The 22886-nt window shown below is 57.8% G+C and carries 21 protein-coding genes and 1 pseudogene; 20 read left to right on the forward strand and 2 right to left on the reverse strand.

Going from position 1 to position 22886, the window contains the following annotated elements; genetic code table 11:
• Positions 1–609 (reverse strand): annotated as a pseudogene (locus ACWI8T_RS02695) (Fe-S cluster assembly protein SufB); the annotation flags it as partial.
• A gap of 15 nt (positions 610–624) precedes the next feature.
• A complete protein-coding gene (gene sufC / locus ACWI8T_RS02700; RefSeq protein WP_449137853.1) occupies positions 625–1404 on the reverse strand; it encodes a Fe-S cluster assembly ATPase SufC in 780 nt (259 codons plus the stop codon).
• A gap of 620 nt (positions 1405–2024) precedes the next feature.
• Between sufC and ACWI8T_RS02705 the strand changes: the two genes are divergently transcribed.
• The 20 genes from ACWI8T_RS02705 (at position 2025) to ACWI8T_RS02800 (ending at position 22668) form a co-directional block, all read left to right on the forward strand.
• Entirely contained in the window at positions 2025–3053 is a 1029-nt protein-coding gene (locus ACWI8T_RS02705; RefSeq protein WP_449137854.1) for a glycosyltransferase family 2 protein, read from the forward strand.
• A gap of 19 nt (positions 3054–3072) precedes the next feature.
• Positions 3073–4212 (forward strand): lysylphosphatidylglycerol synthase transmembrane domain-containing protein, encoded by a 1140-nt coding sequence (locus ACWI8T_RS02710; RefSeq protein ID WP_329936003.1) that lies wholly within the window; start codon positions 3073–3075, stop codon positions 4210–4212.
• Positions 4213–4492: 280 nt separating this feature from the next.
• Entirely contained in the window at positions 4493–4870 is a 378-nt protein-coding gene (locus ACWI8T_RS02715) for a PaaI family thioesterase (RefSeq protein ID WP_449137855.1), read from the forward strand.
• A gap of 274 nt (positions 4871–5144) precedes the next feature.
• Positions 5145–8024: a proton-conducting transporter transmembrane domain-containing protein gene (locus tag ACWI8T_RS02720; protein ID WP_449137856.1), complete on the forward strand. Its 2880-nt coding sequence runs from the start codon at positions 5145–5147 to the stop codon at positions 8022–8024.
• A gap of 12 nt (positions 8025–8036) precedes the next feature.
• Positions 8037–8480, forward strand: coding sequence for an NADH-quinone oxidoreductase subunit B family protein (locus ACWI8T_RS02725; RefSeq protein WP_123219392.1), 444 nt, complete (start codon positions 8037–8039; stop codon positions 8478–8480).
• Between the two features lie 11 nt (positions 8481–8491).
• Positions 8492–9268: an NADH-quinone oxidoreductase subunit C gene (locus ACWI8T_RS02730; protein ID WP_449137857.1), complete on the forward strand. Its 777-nt coding sequence runs from the start codon at positions 8492–8494 to the stop codon at positions 9266–9268.
• Between the two features lies 1 nt (position 9269).
• Positions 9270–10358 (forward strand): hydrogenase large subunit, encoded by a 1089-nt coding sequence (locus tag ACWI8T_RS02735; RefSeq protein WP_281668973.1) that lies wholly within the window; start codon positions 9270–9272, stop codon positions 10356–10358.
• A 4-nt stretch (positions 10359–10362) separates the two neighbouring features.
• Positions 10363–10824 (forward strand): 4Fe-4S dicluster domain-containing protein, encoded by a 462-nt coding sequence (locus tag ACWI8T_RS02740; RefSeq protein WP_449137858.1) that lies wholly within the window; start codon positions 10363–10365, stop codon positions 10822–10824.
• Positions 10825–11120: 296 nt separating this feature from the next.
• Positions 11121–11807 carry a CDP-alcohol phosphatidyltransferase family protein gene (locus ACWI8T_RS02745; RefSeq protein WP_449137859.1) on the forward strand — a complete coding sequence of 229 codons (687 nt, stop codon included), beginning with the start codon at positions 11121–11123 and terminating at the stop codon, positions 11805–11807.
• Positions 11808–12038: 231 nt separating this feature from the next.
• Positions 12039–13355, forward strand: coding sequence for a phenylacetate--CoA ligase family protein (locus ACWI8T_RS02750; RefSeq protein ID WP_114615044.1), 1317 nt, complete (start codon positions 12039–12041; stop codon positions 13353–13355).
• A 16-nt stretch (positions 13356–13371) separates the two neighbouring features.
• Entirely contained in the window at positions 13372–13797 is a 426-nt protein-coding gene (locus ACWI8T_RS02755; protein WP_337427764.1) for an amino acid-binding protein, read from the forward strand.
• Positions 13790–15199 carry a D-alanyl-D-alanine carboxypeptidase family protein gene (locus tag ACWI8T_RS02760; RefSeq protein ID WP_449137860.1) on the forward strand — a complete coding sequence of 470 codons (1410 nt, stop codon included), beginning with the start codon at positions 13790–13792 and terminating at the stop codon, positions 15197–15199. Before ACWI8T_RS02755 ends, ACWI8T_RS02760 begins: the two co-directional genes overlap by 8 nt.
• A 45-nt stretch (positions 15200–15244) precedes the next feature.
• Entirely contained in the window at positions 15245–15751 is a 507-nt protein-coding gene (locus ACWI8T_RS02765; protein WP_345725782.1) for an FHA domain-containing protein, read from the forward strand.
• Positions 15752–15828: 77 nt separating this feature from the next.
• The gene (locus ACWI8T_RS02770) at positions 15829–17559 is read left to right on the forward strand and encodes a thiamine pyrophosphate-dependent enzyme (RefSeq protein ID WP_449137861.1); all 1731 of its coding nucleotides are present in this window, start codon (positions 15829–15831) and stop codon (positions 17557–17559) included.
• 12 nt (positions 17560–17571) lie between these two features.
• A complete protein-coding gene (locus ACWI8T_RS02775; protein ID WP_449137862.1) occupies positions 17572–18159 on the forward strand; it encodes an indolepyruvate oxidoreductase subunit beta in 588 nt (195 codons plus the stop codon).
• Positions 18160–18382: 223 nt separating this feature from the next.
• Positions 18383–18835, forward strand: a complete 453-nt coding sequence (locus ACWI8T_RS02780; protein WP_281668979.1) for an amino acid-binding protein — start codon at positions 18383–18385, stop codon at positions 18833–18835.
• A 13-nt stretch (positions 18836–18848) separates the two neighbouring features.
• Positions 18849–20204 carry a phenylacetate--CoA ligase family protein gene (locus ACWI8T_RS02785; protein WP_245910387.1) on the forward strand — a complete coding sequence of 452 codons (1356 nt, stop codon included), beginning with the start codon at positions 18849–18851 and terminating at the stop codon, positions 20202–20204.
• Between the two features lie 85 nt (positions 20205–20289).
• A complete protein-coding gene (locus tag ACWI8T_RS02790) occupies positions 20290–21456 on the forward strand; it encodes an iron-containing alcohol dehydrogenase (protein ID WP_449137863.1) in 1167 nt (388 codons plus the stop codon).
• Positions 21457–21519: 63 nt separating this feature from the next.
• On the forward strand, positions 21520–22455 hold the full coding sequence (gene gluQRS, locus ACWI8T_RS02795; protein WP_449137864.1) for a tRNA glutamyl-Q(34) synthetase GluQRS: 936 nt from the start codon (positions 21520–21522) through the stop codon (positions 22453–22455).
• Positions 22456–22521: 66 nt separating this feature from the next.
• Complete coding sequence (locus ACWI8T_RS02800; RefSeq protein WP_329932454.1) at positions 22522–22668, forward strand: helix-turn-helix transcriptional regulator; 147 nt, start codon at positions 22522–22524, stop codon at positions 22666–22668.
• Positions 22669–22886 lie beyond the last annotated feature (218 nt).

Genomic DNA, 22886 nt, shown 5'->3' on the forward strand with positions numbered 1-22886 from the left:
CAGCGGGAAGTCGAGCTTGGTGTCTTTCGGCACATAGACGAAGCTGCCGCCCGACCACACGGCGCCGTGGAGCGCTGCGAATTTATGGTCGGTGGGCGGAATGAGCGTCATGAACTTCTCGCGAATGAGCGGCTCCCACTTGGGGTCGTGCAAGGCTTCTTCAATGCCCGAATACACGATGCCCATCTTCGAGGCGGTGTCTTGCATGTTGTGATACACGAGCTCGGAGTCGTACTGGGCGCCGACGCCTGCGAGATACGCGCGCTCGGCTTGCGGAATGCCCAGACGGTCGAACGTGTTCTTCACGTCGTCGGGCAGGCTTTCCCAGTCGCTTTTCTGGTCGGTATTGGGCTTGACGTAAGTGACGATGTTGTCCATGTCCAAGCCCGCGATGGACGGACCCCAATCGGGGGCAGACATGCTCTTGTAAATTTCGAGCGACTTCAGGCGAAACTCGAGCATCCATTCGGGCTCGTCTTTCTTCGCGGAAATCTCGCGTACGATTTCGGGCGTGAGACCCGCATCGAGGCGCTCGAAGCCCTCTTCGCCGTAGCGGAAGTCGTAGAGGCTGCGGTCGATGTCCGCAACTTCGGAATGTTGCTTTGCCATAGTGAGCCTCCGCCTTTACGCTTGCGCGGCCTGGGCGGCTTGCTCGAACTGCTCGAAGCCTTCCGTGTCGATTTTCTCTATGAGCGAGGCCGGGCCTTCGTGCACCATGCGGCCCTTCACCATGACATGCACGCGGTCGACATCGACGCGCTCAAGAATGCGCGTGTTGTGCGTGATGATGATGAGCGTGCCGTCGCAGGTGCGGCGGTATGCGTCGATGCCGCGCGAAACGACGGAAAGGGCGTCGACGTCGAGGCCTGAGTCGGTTTCATCGAGAATGGCCAGCTTCGGCTTGAGCAGCAGCAGTTGCAGCATTTCGAGCTTCTTCTTTTCGCCGCCCGAGAAGCCAACGCCCAGCTCGCGGTCGAGGTAGGCGGGGTCGAAGTCGAGTTCTTCGCACAGTTCTTGGGTGTGCTTGCGGAATTGCTTGCCCTTAAGGTTCAGACCTTCGCGGCCAGCGGCCGCTGCGCGCAGGAAGCTCGACAGCGGAACGCCGGGAATTTCGACGGGCGCCTGGAAGCTCAAGAACATGCCTGCATGGCTGCGCTTGTCGGGCGAAAGCGCAGTAACGTCCTGGCCGTTGAACACAATGGAGCCAGCGGTCACGTTGTACGTGGGATCGCCCATTACGACATGGCCAAGGGTGGATTTGCCGGCGCCGTTAGGGCCCATGAGCACGTGGGTTTCGCCTTGAGCGACGCTCAGGTCGATGCCGTGCAGAATCTCCTTTTCGTCGACCGACGCGGTGAGGCCGTTGACGCGCAACAGCTCTCCCGTTGAGGTTTCTAATGCCATGGCAATTGCCTTTCTCTTATATATACCCCTTTTGAATACAAGAGTTGTTGGCAGGCGACGCTGCATGGCGCCTTCGTCTTCCGATTGAGACGCCCGCGCGTGCAAGCCTATTAAACCAACCTATGTAACGGGATTAAGATAAACCAACCAGGCACCTCATTCAAGGCGAATTATCCTTCCATGGGACGAATTGGCACGAAGAGTCCTTACGCGGTTGTTGAATGGTGCGATGCCTCGAGCGCTATGCGGGCATATTGCTGGGTGACGTTGCCTTTGTCGCACTGTGTTTCATTTGTGGCTCGATGGCTACTGCGATTGCTTTATGGGGGAGCGTCTTTGGACAAAGCTGCTCATACGACTCGGTCGTGCCTAGTCGGGCGAGGCCGTGTTGCCGCGATGGTGAGTTGTACGACCTGTTTGGTGCAATCTGCGCGCCAAGTGCGGGGTTGACACGATTTCGCCTTCTTCGTCCTCACATTTGGTTTACGTTCGCGCAACGGTTTTCTGCTTATTGACGGCATGGTCGATGCTTCTTCTTTCTAAAAGGCTATACTCTGGCAGTTACGAAAAACGGCTACGCTTCTGCTTGGCCGCTTCGAGTCGATATTGAAATGATTGGTATGCCGAATTCGAAACTGCTGACAATTGCCGTTCCCGCATATAATGCTGCGTCTTATTTGCACACGTGCCTCGATTCGCTCGTTCGGTCGGGCGACGAGGTTGAAGTGCTCGTTGTCAACGACGGTTCGAAGGATGGCACGCTTCAGGTGGCACGCGATTACGCCGAGCGTTATCCGGACATTGTTGTGGCTGTTGACCAAGAGAATCGCAACTGGGGCGGTGCGGTGAACCATGCTCTCGAGCGTGCGTCGGGAACGTTTTTCTATATCGTCGACTCTGATGATTGGCTCGATTCCGCGAAGCTTACCGAAGTCGTCTCTCGCCTTCGCATGTTGGAGGAACAGCAGGCGGGCGTTGATTTGTACATGGTGAATTACGTGTACAACCGTGTAGAAAACGGCGACCGACATACTATTTCGTACGAGAAGCTCCTTCCGAGCGATAAGGTCGTTGGTTGGGATGCGATGAGCAATCCGAGCCTCGATCAGTACATCATGATCCACAGCGCGATTTATCGTACGAGCGTGGTGCGCGAGAGCGGCTTGGTGTTGCCCGAAGGCATGTCGTATATGGACAGCCTGCTCATGCTCAAGCCCCTGCGTTTCGTGAAGAAGCTCTATTACCACGATTGCGACTTGTATTGGTACACCATTGGCCGCGAGGGCCAGTCAATTGACCCTTCGGTGCTCAAGCGCCACATTGCCGACCAGATTCATGCGACGCATCTGGCGATTGACGGTTTTGATTATGAAAAGCTGCAGGCGATTAGCCCTCGTTTGGCGGGTTGCTCGATGCGGTATCTTTCCGCGATGCTCACCGTTTCGTCTATTCATCTGTTCCAGATCAATACGCCCGAATCCATCGAGGATAATAAGAAGCTGTGGCGCTACCTTCGCCAGAGCGATCCTGTGCTGTGCCGCAAGCTTCGCTTCACGTTGGCGGGTCTGGTTAATCGTAAAACGGCACTCGGTCGCTGGGCTGCGAAATGCGGCTACGGTATAGCGGCGAACCTGTTCAAATTCGCATAGCGCAACGTGAGAAGAGGCCATGGCAAACGACAATCAGAAAAAAGAGCCATTTGAAGAGGCGATTCTCGAACCGAATTTGCTCAACGAAATCGCCCCCGAAACAGCTATGGAGCGACCTCATATTAAGGGGCGTTTGCTCAATGTCGTGCTGTGCATTTTCGCGTTCGGCATGCTCGTTGGTTATCTGTTTTTTGCGGGCGAGGGCGAAGACATGGCCAATGCCCTTTCGAGCATGCGCTGGCCGTGGCTCGTGCTTGCGGTGCTCATGGTTGTGGGCTACTGGTTTTTCGAATCGGTGTGCATGCAAATATTCTCGCGTGACATGTTTCCGAAATTCCGTTTCCGCGATACGTTTTTGTGCACGATTATTGGCCAATATTTCAATTGCATCACGCCGCTATCGAGCGGAGGTCAGCCGTTTCAGGCGTATTACTACAACCGGTTCGGCATGCCGCTTTCCAAGAGCATGCCGATGCTCGTGAGCCGCTTTGTGACCTATCAAGTTGCGACGAGCGCTTTTTGTGCATTGGTGCTGTTGTTCCGCCTGCATTATTTCGTCGAAGAGAACTCTGCGCTCACCACGCTTGTCGTTATCGGCTTTATTGGCGGCTTGGGACTGCTTTTGATGCTGCTGGCCATCGCATTTTGGCGCAACGGCATCGTGAAACTCATGACCTGGGCGTTTAAGCTTGCGGGCAAGATGCATATTGTGAAAGACCCCGAAAAGCGGATTGTCGATACCACCAAGACTATCGACGACGCGTACAACGAGATGCGCTACATGATGAAAAAGCCGCGTCTGTTTGCGAGAAGCATCGCGGTTACGTTCGTCCAGCTGCTTGAGTTCTTTGCCATTAGCTACGTGATTATGCGCGGTTTGGGCTGCGACGGCGATTTCCTTACCGTGATTTCGTGTCAGGCGTTCGTGTACATGATTTCGTCGTTCGTTCCCACCCCAGGTGCCATGGGTGCTGCCGAAACGAGCTACGCGCTTTTCTTCAGCACGATTTACCCAAGCGCGTCGTTTGTCGCGCTTTCGACGTTCATCTGGCGTTTCCTCACATTCTATTTCCCCATCGTGACGGGCATGCTGGTTACGCTCGCCGTGAATCGCGGCGATGCTGTGCGCGCCCAAGAGGCCAATAAGAATCTCGAATAAGAATAACGGGCGTTCGGGAATTGCCACGATGCTGCGCGGGGCTGCGGTTTGGGCTTTGAAGCTCGGCTGTATTGTGGCCCGGTTGTATCGCCAATGCACCCTTGGCCGTCGATGTCGATTTTCTTCGTTGATTTGCTCAATTCGCAAAGCGAGCGAATGCGGGCGATGCCGGCGAAGGGCGTATCTGGTCGGAAACGACGAGTTGGGGAGAGCATCGCGTTTGTGGCTGCGCTAGTATGTGCAGCATTGCGATTCGTTTGTTGCCTGAAAGGGGCGCCTCATGAGTTTGGCCGATATTCTACATATTGAAATCGTCGAAGATACCCCTGAGCGTTATGTCATGCACACGCCTGTGACGGCAGATATGCTGCAGCCTCATGGCGTGATTCATGGCGGTATTAGTGCATATTTGGCGGAGCATGCGGCGAGCGAATGCATTACGGCCCATACCGATCCTGCGGTTTCGCATGCGTTGGGCCTTGAGCTCACTACCACACACCTGCTGCCTGTGTTCGAGGGCGACACTATCGAGACCGTTGCAACGCCGGTGCGCGATGGCGGTCGCGTGCGCGTATGGAAGGTCGAGCAATTTCGTATGTCGGACGGTCAAATGTTCAACACGTCTCAAATGACGATGTATATGAAGAAGGTTAAGTAACTTTCGGCATGGTGCTGACGAGTCGGCGGGGCATATCGCGTGCGGTTGGACTCGTTCATGCATGTGCTCATGGCTCGCGTTGGTGCTTCTGAGCGATTTCATTTCGTTCGGACGCTGCGTCGCGTCGAGGCCCCAAGTCGACTCTTGCCCCAACCGCTCGCCGTGTAGCTTATGCACAAATAGAACCCCACTAGTTACATTTCGCTCCATTTCACTATAGTGATATGCGGCGGGTAGCAATTCCCGCTTGTTTTATCGCTAGGCAGGAGTGCTTATGGAACTGATAGTCTCGTTGATCATGGTGCCGTGCGTGGCAGCGCTGCTCATGCTCGTCGTGCGCGCCGACAAGGCTCGCGACGTGCTGTGCGTGGCGTTCGCTGCCGTCATCGCGCTGCTCTCCACCGCATTCGCCGTCCAATATCTGGGCGCGGGTTCGCTGTATTTCGACCTTCCTATGAAGTACAGCCACTTCCTTGCCGTAGTCAATATCGTCATCGATATCACGGTTGGCCTGTACATCGTGTGCTACTCGGTGAAGTATCGCCGCGTGCTGCCGCTCGTGCTGGCAATTGGCCAAATTCTTACCACGCTGTGGTTTGAATACAATATTCAGCGCGAGGTGCAGTTCGAAAGCCAGATGCATGTCGACTCGCTCAGCATCATTATGGTGCTCATCCTGGGCATCGTCGGCACGGGCATTTGCGTGTACGCGCTTGGCTACATGAAAGATTTCCAGGCGCATCACCCCGAGCAGAAAGACCGCCGTCCGTGGTTCTTCGCGCTCATGTTCGCGTTCCTTTCCGCCATGTACAACGTTGTGCTTTCCGACAACCTGTGTTGGATTTACACAGCCTGGGAAGTCACTACGCTGTGCTCGTTCTTGCTCATCGGCTTCACGAAGACCGAAGAAGCCATCAACAATGCATTCCGCCAGATCGTCATGAACATGTTGGGCGGCCTCGCGTTCCAAGCGGCGATTCTCTGGCTTGGTCTTCAGGGCGAGTCGCGCCTGTTCAGCGTGTTTTTGAAAACTGCTGCGAACGCGGCCGTCGCCGACCCCGTCGCGGCCGGCGTGTTCGTTTTGCCCGTGGCTCTGCTCGCGTTCGCCGGCATGACGAAGGCGGCGCAGATGCCGTTCCACACGTGGCTTCTGGGCGCTATGGTCGCGCCCACGCCTACCAGCGCGCTTCTGCATTCTTCCACCATGGTGAAGGCTGGCTGCTTCCTGCTCATCAAGCTCTCGCCGCTGTTCCTGGTTTTCCCCGTGGCTTCCGCCATGGTCGTGCTCGTTGGCGGTCTCACGTTCTGCTTGGCTTCCTTCATGGCCATCTCGCAGAGCAATGCTAAGCGCGTGCTTGCGTACTCGACCATCGCTAACTTGGGCCTGATCGTCGCCTGCGCTGGCGTCGGCACGCCTGAAGCGGTGTGGGCGGCCATTTTCCTGGTCATTTTCCACGCTGTGGCGAAGTCGCTGCTGTTCCTGTGCGTCGGCACGGCCGAACATCACATCGGCAGTCGCGACATCGAAGACATGGATGGTCTGTTCGAGCGCATGCCGCGCCTGGCTCGCTTCATGATGCTCGGCATCATGGCCATGTTCGTGGCTCCGTTCGGCATGCTCGTTTCGAAGTGGGCGACGCTCGCGAGCTTCGCGTCTTCGGGTGAAGTGCTGCTGCTCGTGCTGCTAGCATTCGGCAGCGCCGCGACGTTCATGTTCTGGGGCAAGTGGCTCGGCAAACTCGCCGGCATCGCTGCCCACGAGCAGAACGTCGAGCTTTCGGTCCATAAGAGCGAATGGTTCGCCCTCGCGCTCATGGCGGTGCTCACGGCCGGTGCCTGCATCTGCATGCCCACGCTGTCCAACCTGTTCGTCCAGCCGTACCTCGTTGTGACCTACGGTGCGCTCGGCGCGAACATCGGCGTCGACAACATGTACATCATGTCCATCATCGCGCTTGCGGTTGTGGTTATGCTCTTCGGCACGCTTGGCATGTCGAAGTCGAAGAAGACCGTGCCCGTGTACATGGCTGGCATCACCGCTAATTCCGATGAACGCCTTTTCCGCGGTTCGTTGGGCGGCGAAGTGAGGGCCACCTCGCGCAACTGGTACATGAATGAGCTCTTCGGCGAGAAGGTGCTCGACAAGCCTGCCACCATCGTGACTGCCGTGATCATGGTCGTGGGCCTGATCGCGAGCTTTGCGGGTTCGCAGGTGGGCGCCGAGAACTTCGTTGGCACGTCGCTTGCCATGTACATGCCGCTTGCCACGATGAACGAGGGCTTGCTGCAAACGCTGCTCGGCATTGTGCTGTTCGCCATCGCCGGCCCCGTGGTTGGCTGCCTGCTCGCGGGCCTCGATCGCAAGATCACCGCTCGCATGCAGGGTCGTGTTGGACCTCCGTTGCTGCAGCCCTACTACGATGTGCGTAAGCTCATCGAGAAAGACGACGCGAGCGTGAACACCGTCGAAGGCACCTACATCACCTTCGCGCTTGTGCTCACGGTTATCGGTGGCGGCGTGTTCGTCGCGGGCGGCAACTTCCTGATGTGCGTCTTCCTCATTACGCTTTCGGCGCTGTTCTTCATCGTGGCTGCGTATTCTTCGCGCTCCCCGTATTCCGAGGTTGGCGCCGACCGCGAAACGCTGCAGGTCATGGCGTATGAACCCACGGTGCTCTTCGTTGCCGTGTGCATGTTCTTGGCTCTGGGCACCTTCGATGTGGCGGGTGTGGCGAACATCGGCCTTCCGATGATTGTCGTGTGCATTCCCGCATTCCTGGCGCTCATGTTCGTGCTTACCATTAAGCTGCGTAAGTCGCCGTTCGACTTGTCATACAGCCACCACGCGCACCAAGAGCTCGTGAAGGGCGTCACGACTGAAATGAGCGGTCGCACGTTGGCGAAGGTCGAGGTCATGCACTGGTGCGAGACCACGTTGTTCCTGGGTTGGGTCGCAATGTTCTTCATCTGGGACAACCCGGTATCTATCGTGCTCGCTGTCGCCGTGGCTGCGCTCGCGTTCTTCCTCGAGATCTTCATCGACAACAATTTCGCGCGTGTGAAGTGGCAGAAGTGCCTGAAGTGGGCATGGATCGTGGCGCTGGTGTGCGGTCTTGCCAACACTGCCTGGCTTGTGTTCGCCCTTATCGCGTAAAGGAGGCTCGCTTTGAGTAACGTTTCGAAATCTCCCTGGGTCATCCATTACGACGGCTCAAGCTGCAACGGCTGCGACATTGAGGTGCTTGCCGCGCTCTCGCCGCTCTACGACGCCGAACGCTTTGGCGTTGTGAACACGGGCAACCCGAAGCACGCCGACATTCTTTTGGTCACGGGTGCTGTGAATGCGCAGAATACTGAAGTGCTGCGCGAGATTTACGACCAGATGATTGAGCCGAAAGTCGTTGTGGCATGTGGCATTTGCGCCTGCTCGGGCGGCATTTTCCGCGATTGCTACAACGTCATTGGCGGCGTGGACCAGGCGATTCCCGTCGATGTGTACGCTCCCGGGTGCGCGATTCGCCCCGAGACCATCATCGACGCGGTGGTAGAGGGCATTGGCGTGCTGGAAGAGAAGCGCGCGAAGCTTGCGGAAGCTCGAAAGGGGGCTTAAGGGCAATGCAAATGGCTCAGCATTTCGAAGACATTTCGATTGACGATATCCTCAGCGTCGCAGAGCGCGAGCATGAAGCGCATTCTCGTTTCGTGCAGGTGCTTTGCATTAATGGCGAAGAAGGTATCGATCTGGTGTATTCCTATCAAAAAACGGCCGATCAGGGCTATGCGGTGCATAACTATCGCGTGCATGGCGTGAAGCCCGAAACGCATATTCCCTCGGTTACGAAGTTCTACCTTGTCGCGTTTCCCTTTGAAAATGAGGCGCACGACCTGTTCGGCGTGCAGGTGGACGATATCGCCATCGACTTCAAGGGCGGCTTCTACAAGGTCGCCATGGATAAGCCCATGACGGTAATTTCTCCCGCTCAGAAGGCGGCGCGTGAAAAGGCTGCGAAATTGGCCGCTGCAAAGGACGCCAAGGCTGCAAAGGCCGCTCAAGAGGCCGCCTTGAAAGCCGAAGCTGCGGCGGGCGAGGGCGCCCAGGCCGCACCTGCTATTGATTGGGAAGCCGAGCGCGCGAAGGTCGAGGCCAAGTGCGCGAACCTCGACGCCGACAAGGCCGCCAAGGTTATGGCTGCCTTTGAGGCGAAGATGAAGAAGGCCCAGGCCGAAGCTGCCAAGGCGGCAGACGTTAAGCCCGCGGTTGATTGGGAAGCCGAGCGCGCGAAGGTTGAGGCCAAGTGCGCGAATCTGCCCGAAGACAAAGCTGCGAAAGTGATGGCAGCATTTGAAGCGAAGGTGCGCGCCGCTCAAGGCGACGCGTCTGCGAAAGGCGGTGAGTAGCATGGGCAAGGCGACCGTGATTCCTTTCGGCCCGCAGCACCCTGTGTTGCCCGAGCCTTTGCATCTTGACCTCGTTGTTGAGGACGAGCACGTTATTGAGGCTATTCCACAGATTGGCTTCGTGCATCGCGGATTGGAGAAGCTCGTCGAGACGCGCGACATCCACCAGTTCATCTATGTTGCAGAACGCATTTGCGGCATTTGCAGCTTCGGCCACTCGCTCGGTTATGCCGAGACCGTCGAATCGCTCATGGGCGTGGAAGTTCCCAGGCGCGCGCAGTACCTGCGCGTGATTCTGCACGAGCTGTCCCGTGTGCATTCGCACCTGTTGTGGCTGGGCCTCGCCGCCGACGCCTTCGGTTTCGAGAGCCTGTTCATGCATTGCTGGCGTTTGCGCGAGCGCGTGCTCGACATTTTCGAGGCCACCACGGGCGGCCGCGTGATTCTGTCGTACGTGCAAATCGGCGGCGTTGTGCGCGATATCGATGCCGACACGCTTCGTTGGATTTGTGACAAGCTCGATTCCATCGAGGGCGAATATAAGGAAATTTGCGCGACCTTCCTGAAGGATTCCTCGGTGCGCAGCCGTTTGGACGGGGTTGGCTACCTGAGCCAGCAGCAGGCTTCCGAGCTGTGCATGGTCGGTCCGTTCGCCCGTGCGAGCAATGTGCCGTACGATTGCCGCGTTTTGGGCCATGGCGCCTATGGCGAGCTGAGCGATTTCACGCCCATCACGTCTACCGGCGGCGACTGCCTCGCCCGCGTCGAGGTGCGTTGTGCGGAAGTGAACCAATCTATCGCCATCGTCAAAGAACTCGCCGCGAAGATTCCTAATGACGGCATTGGTGAGAAGAGCAAGCTCAAGCCTGCGGCCGGCGCCCAGGCGTGCAACGTGCTCGAACAGCCTCGCGGCGAATGCTATTACTACGCGCTGGGCAACGGCACAGCGAACTTGGAACGCATGCGCATGCGCACGCCCACCACGCAGAATCTTGCCGGCATGGTGAAAGCGCTCGAAGGGTGCGATTTGGCCGATGTTCCTAACATCATTTTGACGATCGACCCGTGTATCAGCTGTTCGGAAAGGTAGGGCAATGGGAAGCTTCAAACTGGGGAAGATGACCCTGCGCTCACTGTTCGGCAAACCTGAAACGGTCATGTACCCGCTCGAAAAACGCGACATTCCCGCAGGCCATCGCGGCACGGTGGAAATCGACATGGCAAAGTGCATTCTGTGCGGTATTTGCGTGAAACGTTGCCCGTGCTCGGCCATCGAAGTCGATAAGGCCGCCGGAACGTGGTCCATCAACCATTTCGGCTGCATTCAATGCGACACGTGCGTGCGCGAATGTCCGAAGGGCGCGCTTTCCATGAGCATGGAATTCCCGCACGTTGCGCCCGTGAAAACGCGCCAGGTCGAAAGCAAGCCTGAGCCTACGCCCGAAGAGCTTGCCGCTGAAGCTGCCAAGAAGGCCGAACGCGAGGCGCGCATCGCCGCCGCGAAGGCTGCAAAAGCCGCCAAGGCCGCTCAAGAAGCCGAAAGCACGAAGGAATAACTCGAACGCCGCCCCCGATGATTCTTGAATCTCCGGGAGCGGCTTGCGTTTGTTAAGAGGGCCGCAAGCGGCGCTTTCGGCAGATCTCGCTTTCCTTGAAGGCGTGGTTATTTAAGATTGCCGCGTCCTTCTCTTTCGCAATTCAGCTCAGAAGTTTTCCTGCACTAATTTCAACAGCTGTGTGCCAGATGTTTGAAAACGCGGTATAGTGCGTTTTTATTTGAAATCGCTTGTGTAGAATGATTTTCGCTCGCCACGGCGAGCTTATTTCGGTTTTCAGCAGTGGAAGTTGGGCTATGAGCGACGAAAAAGAGAAACGGCCTTCGTGGGATACGCCTGAAAGCGAAGTGACCAATCGCATTTTCACGGCGGCGAACGTGGTGTCGTTCATTCGTCTGTGCATGGTGCCCGTGTATTTGGTGCTGTTGCTCGATGGTCGCGATATTCTGGCAACGTTCATTTTCGCGCTTGCCGCTTCCACCGACTTCATTGACGGCCAGCTCGCTCGTCGCACGCATACCGTCTCGAGGCTCGGCCGCCTGCTTGACCCCGCTGTCGATCGTGCGCTCATGGTGTTTGGCGTGGTTGGCCTGTTGCTCGTGGGGCGCCTGCCGGTATGGATTGTGGTGCTTGTGATCGCTCGCGACCTGCTGCTGATTGTTGGCGGCGCATACTTGGGCGCTCGCTACAAGGCGCGCGTTGCCGTTATTTTCCCTGGTAAAGTTGCTACCACGCTGCTGTTCGTGGGTTTTGCGGGCCTGCTTTTGAACTGGCCGCTCGTTGCGGGCCTTGCCGTATGCGACTTCGCATGGCTCCCTGGCTTTAACGCCGAGCCGTGCTCGTGGGGTATTTGGTTCGTGTATGCCGGCCTCATTTTGTGTATCTACACGACCACGGTGTATGTGCTTCGTGGCATTGGCGCCATGAATCGGGTTAAGGCCGAGCGCGCTGCCGCGAAGACTCAGGCGGCCAAGGCGGAGTAGGGGCCATCTGTGAAGCGCGCAGGCGCTCTGGTGTGCTTTCCATTTCCTTAAAACAAAATCGTTCTTTATGCCGCGCCCCGAAGAGCGTGGCATTTTACTTTGATATTCAAAATTTCTCTTCATATGCATGCTTTAGTGCGCTAAAGTAATCGTCACGACTTTATGGGTTGGGCGTCCCATGCGCTCGCCTGTTGTGAAGTCGCGAGGCTCTCCATAAGGAAGGACTTCCCGATGTCGAAGTACTATCAAGAAGAAATCGAGTGCATGGAGCACTCGAAGCTCGAGGAACTTCAGCTCGAGCGTTTGCGCGACGTTGCCGTTCGCTGCTACGAGAATATCCCTCTCTACAAGCAGCGCTTTGATGAGGCTGGCGTCGATCCGTACCATATCGAATCTCTCGAAGACATCAAGAAGTTTCCCTTTACCGTGAAGCAGGACATGCGTGACGCCTATCCGTTCGGTCTGTTCGCCGTGCCTCGCTCCGAATGCGTGCGTGTGCATGCGTCTTCGGGCACCACGGGCCAGGCGACCGTTGTGGGTTACACGAAAGACGATCTGCAGGTATGGGGCGATTGCTTCGCGCGCGGCATTTACATGCTTGGCGGTGGAGAAGATTCCGTCGTGCAGGTTTCTTATGGCTACGGCTTGTTCACAGGCGGTTTGGGCGCGCATTTCGGCGCCGAAGCTGCGGGTGCCATGGTCGTTCCCATGTCCACGGGCAACACCAAGCGCCAAATCCAGATCATGAAAGATTTCGGTGTCACCATTCTGTGCGCGACGCCTTCGTATGCGCTGCTCATCGCCGATACCATTGCGGAAATGGGCATGAGCATGGACGAATTCAAACTCACCGGCGTCATCCTTGGCGCTGAGCCTTGCAGCGAATCGACGCGCGACGAGATTCGCCGCAAGCTTGGCGTGCAGTACTGCGACGTGTATGGCCTTTCCGAAATCATGGGCCCGGGCGTTGCCATGGAGTGCTCCGAGGCGAACGGCTTGCACCTGTGCGAAGACCAGTTCCTAGCAGAAATCGTGAACCCCGACACCTTCGAGCCTGTGCCCGATGGTGAATTCGGCGAGCTCGTCATTACCACGCTCACGCGCCAGTGCACCCCGCTCATTCGCTATCGCACGCGCGACCTTACGCGCTTCATTCCGGGCGAGTGCGCCTGCGGCCGTACGCATAAGAAAATCGACCGCATCGTGGGCCGCACCGACGACATGCTCATTATTCGCGGCGTGAATGTGTTCCCGTCGCAAATCGAGCAGGTCGTGAACAGCTTCGACGAAATCACCCCGCATTACCAAATCGTGCTCACCACGAAGGGCACGCTCGACCAAATCGAGCTGCGCGTGGAAACCGCGCCCGACTTCCCGTTCGACGAGATTCGTGCGCTCGAAGATTTGAGGAAGCGTTTGGCGGCTGCCTTGAAGTCGAATTTGCAGATTGCTGTTAAGATTAAATTCTGCGAACCGAAGACCATCGAACGCAGCGAGGGCAAATCGAAGCGCGTTATCGATTTGCGCGAAGTGAAGCAGCAGAACTAACGAGGGGAGCACAATCATGATCGAACAGCTCACCGTTTTCATCCAAAACGAGAAGGGCCGCCTGTCTGGCCTGTGCCGCACGCTTGCCGATGCGGATATCAACATGCATGACCTTTTCATCGCCGACACGAGCGACTTCGGCGTCGTGCGCGTCTTCTGCGATACGCCCCAGGCCGCTGCGAAGGTGCTCGACGAAGCGGGCTTCCGCGCGAGCGTTACCAAGGTGCTCGCCGTGCGCGTTCCCAACGAGCCGGGCGGTTTGGCCCACTTGCTCGAGACCATCGAATCGATGGGCGCCAATATCGAATACGGCTATTGCTTTTCGCGTGGAGAGGCCACGGCCATTGATGTTTTGAAGGTTGTAGACGATACCGTTGAAGGCAAGCTTTCCGAAGCTGGCTTCGATGTCGTTTCTGCCGAGGAGGTCTATAAGCTTGATTAGGGCCTTAGCTCATCAACGCAATAGATTCGAAGCGCTCGCACCTGCGGGCGCTTCCGTTGTTTCGCGCGCGGGTCGCATTCTTGCGGCGTTCGTGCTCGCTGGCACGTTTGCGCTTTCTGCGCCCGCGGCCGCTTTCGCCGAGGTGCTCGAGAGCGATGAAATCGGCAACAAAACCGTTGCCGCGCGCGGCCTTTCCACTGATGCGTGTCCCGATATCGGGGCGACTCACGCCATGCTCGTGGGCTCCGATGGCACCGTGTATTTTTCGCGCGATGTGAATGCGGAAGTGAAAATCGCGTCGCTCACGAAAATCATGACGGCAGTTGTGGCCCTTGAGAACGCGCCCCTCGACCTTACCGTGACGGTCGACAACGAAGCAGCCACGGTGGGCGAGTCGAGCGCGGGGCTTTTGGAAGGCGACACCATGTCGCTTGAGACGGCCCTGTATGCGCTCATGGTTCCCTCGGGCAACGATGCGGGCATCGCCATTGCGAAGTCGGTCGGCGCCCATATGTCGGGCGACGCCGCGACGGGCTACGATACGTTCATCGCCGCGATGAACGCGAAGGCCGCCGATCTGGGCATGTCCCATTCGGTGTACACGAACCCCCATGGCCTCGATTTCGATGCGTTCGGCGATGAGGATCTGCATTCGAGCGCACGCGACGTTGCGACGCTCGTGTCGTACGCCATGCAGAACGATACGTTCCGCGGCATCGTTGACGCGGGCTCGACGACGATAACGGTCACGTCTGCCGACGGTACGGCGCGCAATGTTGCGCTACAAACCACCGATGAGCTCATGGGCGTGTACGACGGCATTTGCGGCGTGAAAACCGGAACGACCGACGATGCGGGCTACTGCTTCGCGGGCGCCGTTTCGCGCGATGCGGGCGAGCTCTACAGCGTGGTGCTCGATTCGCCGTCGAGCGACGAGCGCTTCAGCGATACCGTGGCGCTTATGGATTGGGCATATGCCAATATCGCACAACGCTCGCTGGTCAATAGCGACCAGTATGTGGAATATCTTGGCGCCAACGTGCCGCTTGTGGCCAAAGTGGCTCATAATGATTGGGTGGATGTTTCCGTCGATGCCACCGTCGCCGATCCCGATTTGGCCGCGAACGTCTTTGCCGCGTTCGGCCCTGTTCAAGCGAAGGCGACGTTCAACGAGCTTTCCGGCGATGTGCATGCGGGCGATGTGATTGGCAGCCTTGTTTTCATGCAAGACGACAACCAAATCGCGCAAACGGACATCATCGCTGCCGAAGACGTTGCCGCGCCGAATTTCTTCCAAGGCATCGGCGTTGGCTTCGATCGTTGGATTCGCTCGATTCAGCATCAGCCCACGGTGGCAGAAACGCAGGAATGCTATTACACGCAGGCTTTAAGCGATCGCTAGCGTGCGTTTGAGGAAACTATGCGCCGCCGCAGCGCCCGATGCGGTGTGAGAGATAACGAGGTGAACGCCATGACCGATGAGACCATGGGTACCGTTTTGCAGAACTGCCCGGTGTGCGGTGCGCCTGTTGCCGCCGACGCTACCGCGTGCGAGGCGTGCGGGTTCAAGCTGCTTGGCCGCACCCAGGCTTTCAAGCCGCTGAACATGCAGGCCCAGGCAAGCCCCGCGATGGCAAACCCTGCGCTGCTTTCGGAGGCGACTCTGAAAATCGTGAAGGGTCCGCAAATTGGCAGCTCATTCCGCCTGGCGGCCGATCGTCTTACCGTGGGCCGCAGTCCGCAGTGCGACATCTTCCTAAACGACATGACGGTTTCGCGCATGCATGCGACCATCGAGCGCACGCCGGCCGGCTTCCGCATTAGCGACGCCGACTCGTTCAATGGCTTGTGGGTGAACAACCTCAATGTGAAAGACGCTGACTTGCGCGATGGCGACATCGTTCAGATTGGCACGTTCTGCCTGATGTATTTGGCTACGCCAACCATGCGCTAGGCGTCCATGGGCCCGCCTAGCGGGCCTTTTTCTTATCGCGAAAGCGAGTTTTGTACGACCCAAGGGGGATTGGATTTATGGAACTTATTTCCGGCAACGAGGCGATTGCGCGCGGCGCGTGGGAGGCTGGCGCCACTATTGGCGTAGCGTACCCCGGCACGCCTTCGACCGAAACCATGGAAACGTTCGCGAAACAGCCCGGCGTATACGCCGAATGGTGCCCGAATGAGAAGGTCGCCGTGGAAGTTGGCTTGGGCGCATGCGCCGCTGGCCGCCGCGTGCTCTCGAGCATGAAGCACGTGGGTGTCAACGTGGCTGCCGACCCATTGTTCACGGCTGCTTATACGGGCGTCAACGGCGGTTTCGTGATTCTCGCGGCCGATGACCCGGGCATGCATTCCTCCCAAAACGAGCAGGATTCGCGCTTTTATGCCCGCGCCGCGCATATTCCCATGTTCGATCCCGCCGATTCTTCCGAGGCGCTTGCGTTCACCAAGAGCGCCTTCGAAGTGTCCGAGCGCTTCGATATGCCGTGCATGATTCGTTCTACGGTGCGCGTGTCCCATACGAAATGCCCCGTTGAGCTGGGAGAGCGCGTAGAAGTTGAGCCGAAGCCTTATGCGAAAGATGCCGCGAAGTGGGTCATGATGCCCGCATACGCCAAGCCGCGCCGTGTGTCGCTTGATGCGCGTGTGGCCGCCGTGACCGAATACGCTGAAACGTGCGAAATCAACCGCATTGAGCGCAACGAGGGCGCAATCGGCGTTATTTGCTGCGGTGCCACCTATCAGCATGTGCGCGAGGCGCTGCCAGGGGCCGATATTCTGAAGCTTGGCATGTCGTGGCCGCTTCCCCCGAAGAAGATTCGTGAATTCGCGGCTTCCGTCGAAAACGTGTACGTTATCGAAGAGGGCAGCGATTATCTGAGCGAAGGCGTGCGCGCTCTTGGCGTGCAACTTTCCGAGCCCGAAGGCACGCTATGCCCCGATTGCGAGCTTACTCCTGGTGCCATTGCGGTCGCCTTTGGCGCCGAAGCCCCCGAGCATGCCGAGATGCGCGACGATTTGCCGGGCCGTCCGCCGGCGCTGTGCCCTGGCTGCCCGCATCGCCTTGTGTTCCGCGAGCTTTCCCGTATGAAGGCCATCGTCACGGGCGACATTGGATGCTATACGCTCGGTGCGCTTGCTCCGCTTTCCGCGATGGATACCTGTGTTGACATGGGTGCGTCTATTTCCATGAGCCACGGCTTTGAGCTGGGCCTTCAGGGTCGCGAGCATAAGCCCGTGGTTGCGGTTATCGGCGATTCCACGTTCGCGCATTCGGGCATCACGTCGCTTTTGAACACGGTGTACAACCGCGGCGCAGGCATCGTGTGCATTCTCGACAACCGCACCACAGCCATGACCGGCCACCAGGGCAACCCGGTGAACGGCATTACGCTGCAGCATCGCGAAAGCCGCGAGCTCGACCTGCCCGGCTTGGTGCGTGCCCTTGGCGTGGAAGACGTTGCCGTGGTGAACCCGATGGATTTGAAGGCCACCCGCGCGGCGCTGAAGGCTGCGGCCCAAAACGCTGACGAGCTTTCGGTCATCATCTTCTGCTCGCCGTGCGTGTTGCTCTCGAAAACCCATGCGCCCGCGCTCGTTGTGTCTTCCGACTGCCGCGCGTGCGGCGCGTGCACGCTCATTGGCTGTCCTGCTATTTCTCGCGACGAAGACGGCAAAGCCCATATCGATGCCAACCTGTGCGTTGGCTGCGAGCAGTGCTCTCAGACGTGCGCGTTTGGTTGCATTGGCAAGGCGGAATAGGAAGGGCCGAAAATGAGCAACGATACGAAAACTGTGCTTCTGTCGGGCGTTGGCGGCCAAGGTGCTATTCTCGCTGCCGACATTTTGAGCCGCGTCGCCATGGCGTGCGGCCAGGACGTGAAGCTTTCTGAAATCCACGGCATGGCCCAGCGCGGCGGCGCCGTGACCACTGTGGTTCGCCTGGGCGATTCGGTAGCTTCTATGGTTGCCGATAAAGGCAGCGTCGATTACTTGGTTTCTTTCGAGAAGGTTGAGGCGCTGCGCAATATCGAGTTTCTTAAAGAAGGCGGCGCTCTGCTCGTGAACGATGAGTTCATCAAGCCGCTGCCTGTCGCTACGGGTGCCGTGCAGGCTCCGAGCGGCGTTGCCGAATCGCTCGAGCAGGCGGGCGCCGTGCTGGTGCCGGCTGAGGCTTTGGCGAAAGAAGCGGGCAGCGTGAAAGCCGTGAACGTCGTGCTTTTGGGCGCGCTTTCCACGAAGCTCAACTATGACGAGGCCACCTGGCTTTCCGTCATCGAATCGCGTGTTCCCGCTAAGTTCAAGGACGTGAATATCGCAGCCTTCAAACTTGGACGAAAGTTCGTGGAGGAACACGAGTAAGACGTTCTTCGTTGCGGCTGAAAGCCCCCGTATGCGTTTCCGCTTCGGTCGGTCCTGCTCGCGACGAACAGCACATTAAGTGCTGTTCTGCGAGTGCGGAATCTATCGGAACCGCACACGGAGGCTTTCAGCCGTCGTTGATCGCGTTTTTGTTTCATGTTGTCTGTCAGCTCGGCCGTGCTGACAGACAAATGACGGCAAACCTCTTTGAAAGGGGAACTGTATGAGCATTTCTCAGATTGGCGTGTTCGTCGAGAACCATCCGGGACACGTGGCTCGCGTGCTCGACGCGTTTGTCGAGGCCGAAGTGCAGGTTCGCGGCTATTGCATGAGCGATACGGGCGACTATGGCATTGTGCGCTTCGTGGTCGATAACCCCGAAAAGGCGAAGCAGGTGCTGGCCGATATGGGCTGCGCCGTGGTCGCGAAAGAGGTTTTGTGCCTGCGCCTTCCCGACAGGCCGGGCGAGCTTGCCCGCATCATGGGCGTGTTTGCGAAGCTGAACATCAACGTTGAATACAGCTATTCGCTCGTTTCCACCTATATCGCCATTTCGGTGAAAGATTTGGCGGCGGCCGAAGAGGCTTTGAAGAAAGAAACGGTTGAGCTTATCGACCAGGCGCAACTTACTGCGCTCGTCGACCTTGATCGCAACAATGCCCAGGAAGGCAGGTAGTTCCGTGGCAGACATGACCGTGAAGGGCGCCGCGCTGAAAGCGGCGGCCGAGGGGCGCTTCGATGAGTTGCCCATCCACAACCCGTCCATTGAGTGCGCGAGCCGTGAGCGCATCGAGGCTATTCAGCTCGCTCGCCTTATCGACCAGGTTGAATGGACGTATAACCGCGTTGCGTGGTATCGCGACAAAATGGACGCGATGGGCGTGAAGCCTTCCGATATCAAAACGTTGGCCGATGTGCGCAAGCTTCCCTTCACCGACAAGAACGCCTTGCGTGAAACGTTCCCGTATGGCCTGTTTGCCGAATCTCTTGACGATATCGTCGAATTGCATGCCTCTTCGGGCACCACGGGCAAGCCGATCGTCGTTGGCTACGACCGCGGCGACATGGATTTGTGGGCCGATTGCATTATGCGTTTGGTGCAAATGGCGGGCGTCGTGCCGAGCGACCGCGTGCAAATGGCATTCGGCTATGGCATGTTTACCGGCGGTTTTGGCCTGCATTATGGCCTGCAGCGCCTTGGCTGCATGATGATTCCTGCGGGTTCGGGCAATACCGAGCGCCAGATTCAGATGATTCAAGACTACGGTTCCACGGTTCTCGTTGCCACGCCGAGCTACGCAATGCACGTGTGCGAAGTGGGCGAGAAGATGGGTGTCGACTGGGAGAAGAGCACCCTGCGCGTCGGTCTGTTCGGTGGCGAGCCTTGCACGCCTGCCCTGAAGGCTGAAATCGAGAGCCGCATGCATATCGTGTGCACCGACAACTATGGCCTGACCGAGGTCATGGGCCCGGGCGTTTCGGGCGAGTGCCTCGCGAGCCGCGACATGCAGCATATCGCCGAAGACCACTTCCTGTGGGAAGTCGTCGACCCGAAGACTGGCGAGCCGGTGCCCGACGGCGAAGAGGGCGAGCTCGTGCTCACACCGCTTGGCAAGCATGCCATTCCGGTGCTTCGCTATCGCACGCACGACCTTACGCGCGTCGTCAAGGAAAAGTGCGCGTGCGGCCGTACTACGGCGCGCATGCAGAAGGTGCGTAGCCGTTGCGACGACATGCTCATCATTCGTGGCACCAATGTGTTCCCGAGCCAGGTTGAAGACGTGCTTTCCACCATCGAGGGCGTCACGCCGCATTATCGCATCGTGGTCGATAACGAAACCGGCCTCGATCGCATGGTGGTGCATGTGGAGCTCAAGCCCGAAGCCTTCAGCGATTCCTTCGAGGAAATGGATGCATTCCGTCGCATGATTGAAGAGAAGCTCAAGAGCGTTATGCTCGTGGCTTCTAAGGTGAAACTCGTCGAGCCTGGCGGCATCGAGCGCTCCATAGGCAAGACGAAGCATGTGCAAGACTTGCGTAAATAACCAATATTGATACATTCAAAGCGGGCCTGGAAAAGTATTTCTTAAGGCCCGCTTTCTATGGAGGGACATTCGAAAGGGGTATCACATGAATAATTTCACGTTCTGCGTTCCCACAAGGATTCATTTTGGCAAAGGCCAAATCTCGCATTTGAGCGAACTTGCGGAAAGCGGCTCGAATGTGCTGCTCGTCTATGGCGGCGGCTCCATTAAGAAGAGCGGCCTGTATGACGAGGCCATGGCGATTCTCGCTGATGCGGGTTTGCATGTGGTGGAGCTTTCGGGCATTGAGCCGAACCCGCGCATCGAGTCGGTTCGCGAGGGCGCACGCCTTTGCAAGGAGCACGCGATCGACATGGTGCTCGCCGTGGGCGGCGGTTCGGTTATCGATGCGGCCAAGGTTATCGCGGGTGCTGCGAAATACGATGGCGACGCGTGGGACCTGGTGCTCGATCGCACGAAAATCAAGGCCGCGTTGCCCGTGTATTCCGTGCTCACGCTTGCGGCTACGGGCTCCGAGATGGACCCGTTTGCCGTTATTTCCGATTTGAGCAAAAATGAAAAGTGGGGAACCGCCTCGCCCCTGTTCGTGCCGAAGATGTCGGTGCTCGATCCTACGTATACGTTCTCGGTCTCGAAGAGGCAGACGGCCGCTGGCACTGCCGATATGATGAGCCATGTGTTCGAAAGCTACTTCACTAATGTTGAAGGTGCCACACTGCAGGCGCATATGAGCGAGGCTCTTCTGAAAACGCTCGTGCATTATGGCCCCATTGCGCTGGCTGAACCTGATAACTACGATGCCCGTGCGAACCTCATGTGGTGCGGCTCGCATGCGATTAACGGCCTGCTCGACAGCGGCGCCGAGGTGGCGTGGTGCGTGCATCCCATGGAGCATGAACTCTCGGCGTTCTATGACATTACGCACGGCGAGGGCTTGGCTATTCTGACGCCGGTTTGGATGAAACACGTGCTCGCGAAAGACCCGAGCAAGGCAGCTGCGTTTGCCGAATACGGCCGCGCGGTGTTTGGCGTCGCCGAGGCCGATGATGCTCAGGCGGCAGCTGCTGCTATCGAGTGCACCGAGGATTTCCTGTTCAACCAGATGGGCCTGCCTTCGAAGCTGCATGAGGTCGGCATCGAAGACGAAGAGAACTTTGCCGCAATGGCGAAGAAGGCCGCTGCTGGGTGCGTGGGCAGCTTCGTGCCGCTTGAGGAAAACGACATCGTGGAAATCTACCGCGCAGCGCTGTAGGCGAATTTTTGCGAGGGCGTGCCTTATTCGGATGGCACGCCCTCGAGTGCTATTCTGTAGAACATGGAAAACAGCAACGTACATATCAAAGGCCGTTTCGCGCCTTCGCCCACAGGCCGCATGCACGCGGGCAATATTTTTTCGGCGCTTGTGGCGTGGCTTGTGGCGAAGTCTCAGGGCGGCACCATGGTGCTTCGCGTGGAAGACTTGGACCGCGAGCGTTCGAAACCCCAATTCATCGATGCGGTCCAGCGCGATTTCGAAACGCTGGGCCTTACGTGGGACGAAGGTCCCTATTTTCAGCATAACCGCGATGAAGCCTATCAGGCGGCGTTCGATTCGCTCGTTGAGCGCGGCTTGGTATACCCGTGCTTTTGCACGCGCGCCGATTTACATGCGGCTTCGGCGCCGCACCATGGCGAAAAGCTCGTGTATGCGGGCACGTGCCGTGCCCTGACTGCCAAGCAGCGTGCGGAAAAGGCAGCAGTGCGCAAGCCTGCGATGCGGCTCGTGGTGCCTGACGAAACTATCGCGATAGACGATTTGATTCAAGGCCACTTCGAGCAGAACCTCGCGCACGATTGCGGCGATTTCCTCATTCGTCGAAGCGATGAGGCGTTCGCGTATCAGCTCGCCGTTGTGGTCGACGATGGCGAGCAGGGAGTGAACAGCGTGGTGCGCGGCATGGATTTGTTATGCTCGAGTCCCCAGCAGCGCTACCTGCAAGATTTACTCGGCTTGCCGCATGCGCAGTACGCCCATGTTCCGCTGGTGGTGGGCGAGCGAGATCGCCGCCTGTCGAAGCGCGATCACGATGCCGCGCTTGATTCTCTGCTTGAGCGCTTTAAAACCCCCGAGGCGATTATCGGCCACATCGCGGGCATCACGGGCTTGGCTCCTACGTGCGACCCCGCAACTCCCGAAGAGCTGCTGCAAACATTCAGCCTGGGTGGCCTGCGGGATAAGTTTCCCGATCTCGTTCAGATTCAGTGGCGATAGAGCTTGGCTTCACGGTTTTTGCGGTTTACGGAAGCGTTTCGTAGTCGGCCGTATATCTGTGAAGCGTTGTATGTATCTGATGGCACGGTAAAGACCTATATCTCGCATATCTATCGCAAATTCGACGTGCATGGACGTCAAGAGCTGCTCGACGCCATGCAAAGTGAACTCGCTCATTTTGAGCCAACTGAATTCATCGATATCGAGAATTAATCGAAGCCGAATAAAACGGCTGTGTTGCGACGTATTTAGGGTAACTCATGCATGGACGATGCATTGAGCGACAATTTACGCCGTAAAGCGCCCTGCTCGATTTCCGCGTTATCTACTTTACAGCGTAAAACAAACTCCTGAACTGGCAAGAATCGCTGCAGCGTAAAATGCGCCCAAAGCGATGTTCAGGCTGCAAATCTGAGCCATGGCGCCAATGC

The organism is Slackia sp. (genome assembly GCF_977041755.1).

Bases quoted from the DNA above. Each gene is read 5' to 3' on its own strand.
- ACWI8T_RS02705 (WP_449137854.1), top strand. From the start codon at position 2,025: ATGCCGAATTCGAAACTGCTGACAATTGCCGTTCCCGCATATAATGCT.
- ACWI8T_RS02740 (WP_449137858.1), top strand. From the start codon at position 10,363: ATGGGAAGCTTCAAACTGGGGAAGATGACCCTGCGCTCACTGTTCGGC.
- ACWI8T_RS02770 (WP_449137861.1), top strand. From the start codon at position 15,829: ATGGAACTTATTTCCGGCAACGAGGCGATTGCGCGCGGCGCGTGGGAG.
- ACWI8T_RS02785 (WP_245910387.1), top strand. From the start codon at position 18,849: ATGACCGTGAAGGGCGCCGCGCTGAAAGCGGCGGCCGAGGGGCGCTTC.
- gluQRS (WP_449137864.1), top strand. From the start codon at position 21,520: ATGGAAAACAGCAACGTACATATCAAAGGCCGTTTCGCGCCTTCGCCC.
- ACWI8T_RS02720 (WP_449137856.1), top strand. From the start codon at position 5,145: ATGGAACTGATAGTCTCGTTGATCATGGTGCCGTGCGTGGCAGCGCTG.
- ACWI8T_RS02745 (WP_449137859.1), top strand. From the start codon at position 11,121: ATGAGCGACGAAAAAGAGAAACGGCCTTCGTGGGATACGCCTGAAAGC.
- ACWI8T_RS02780 (WP_281668979.1), top strand. From the start codon at position 18,383: ATGAGCATTTCTCAGATTGGCGTGTTCGTCGAGAACCATCCGGGACAC.
- sufC (WP_449137853.1), bottom strand. From the start codon at position 1,404: ATGGCATTAGAAACCTCAACGGGAGAGCTGTTGCGCGTCAACGGCCTC.
- ACWI8T_RS02755 (WP_337427764.1), top strand. From the start codon at position 13,372: ATGATCGAACAGCTCACCGTTTTCATCCAAAACGAGAAGGGCCGCCTG.
- ACWI8T_RS02730 (WP_449137857.1), top strand. From the start codon at position 8,492: ATGGCTCAGCATTTCGAAGACATTTCGATTGACGATATCCTCAGCGTC.
- ACWI8T_RS02750 (WP_114615044.1), top strand. From the start codon at position 12,039: ATGTCGAAGTACTATCAAGAAGAAATCGAGTGCATGGAGCACTCGAAG.
- ACWI8T_RS02775 (WP_449137862.1), top strand. From the start codon at position 17,572: ATGAGCAACGATACGAAAACTGTGCTTCTGTCGGGCGTTGGCGGCCAA.
- ACWI8T_RS02790 (WP_449137863.1), top strand. From the start codon at position 20,290: ATGAATAATTTCACGTTCTGCGTTCCCACAAGGATTCATTTTGGCAAA.
- ACWI8T_RS02715 (WP_449137855.1), top strand. From the start codon at position 4,493: ATGAGTTTGGCCGATATTCTACATATTGAAATCGTCGAAGATACCCCT.
- ACWI8T_RS02735 (WP_281668973.1), top strand. From the start codon at position 9,270: ATGGGCAAGGCGACCGTGATTCCTTTCGGCCCGCAGCACCCTGTGTTG.
- ACWI8T_RS02710 (WP_329936003.1), top strand. From the start codon at position 3,073: ATGGCAAACGACAATCAGAAAAAAGAGCCATTTGAAGAGGCGATTCTC.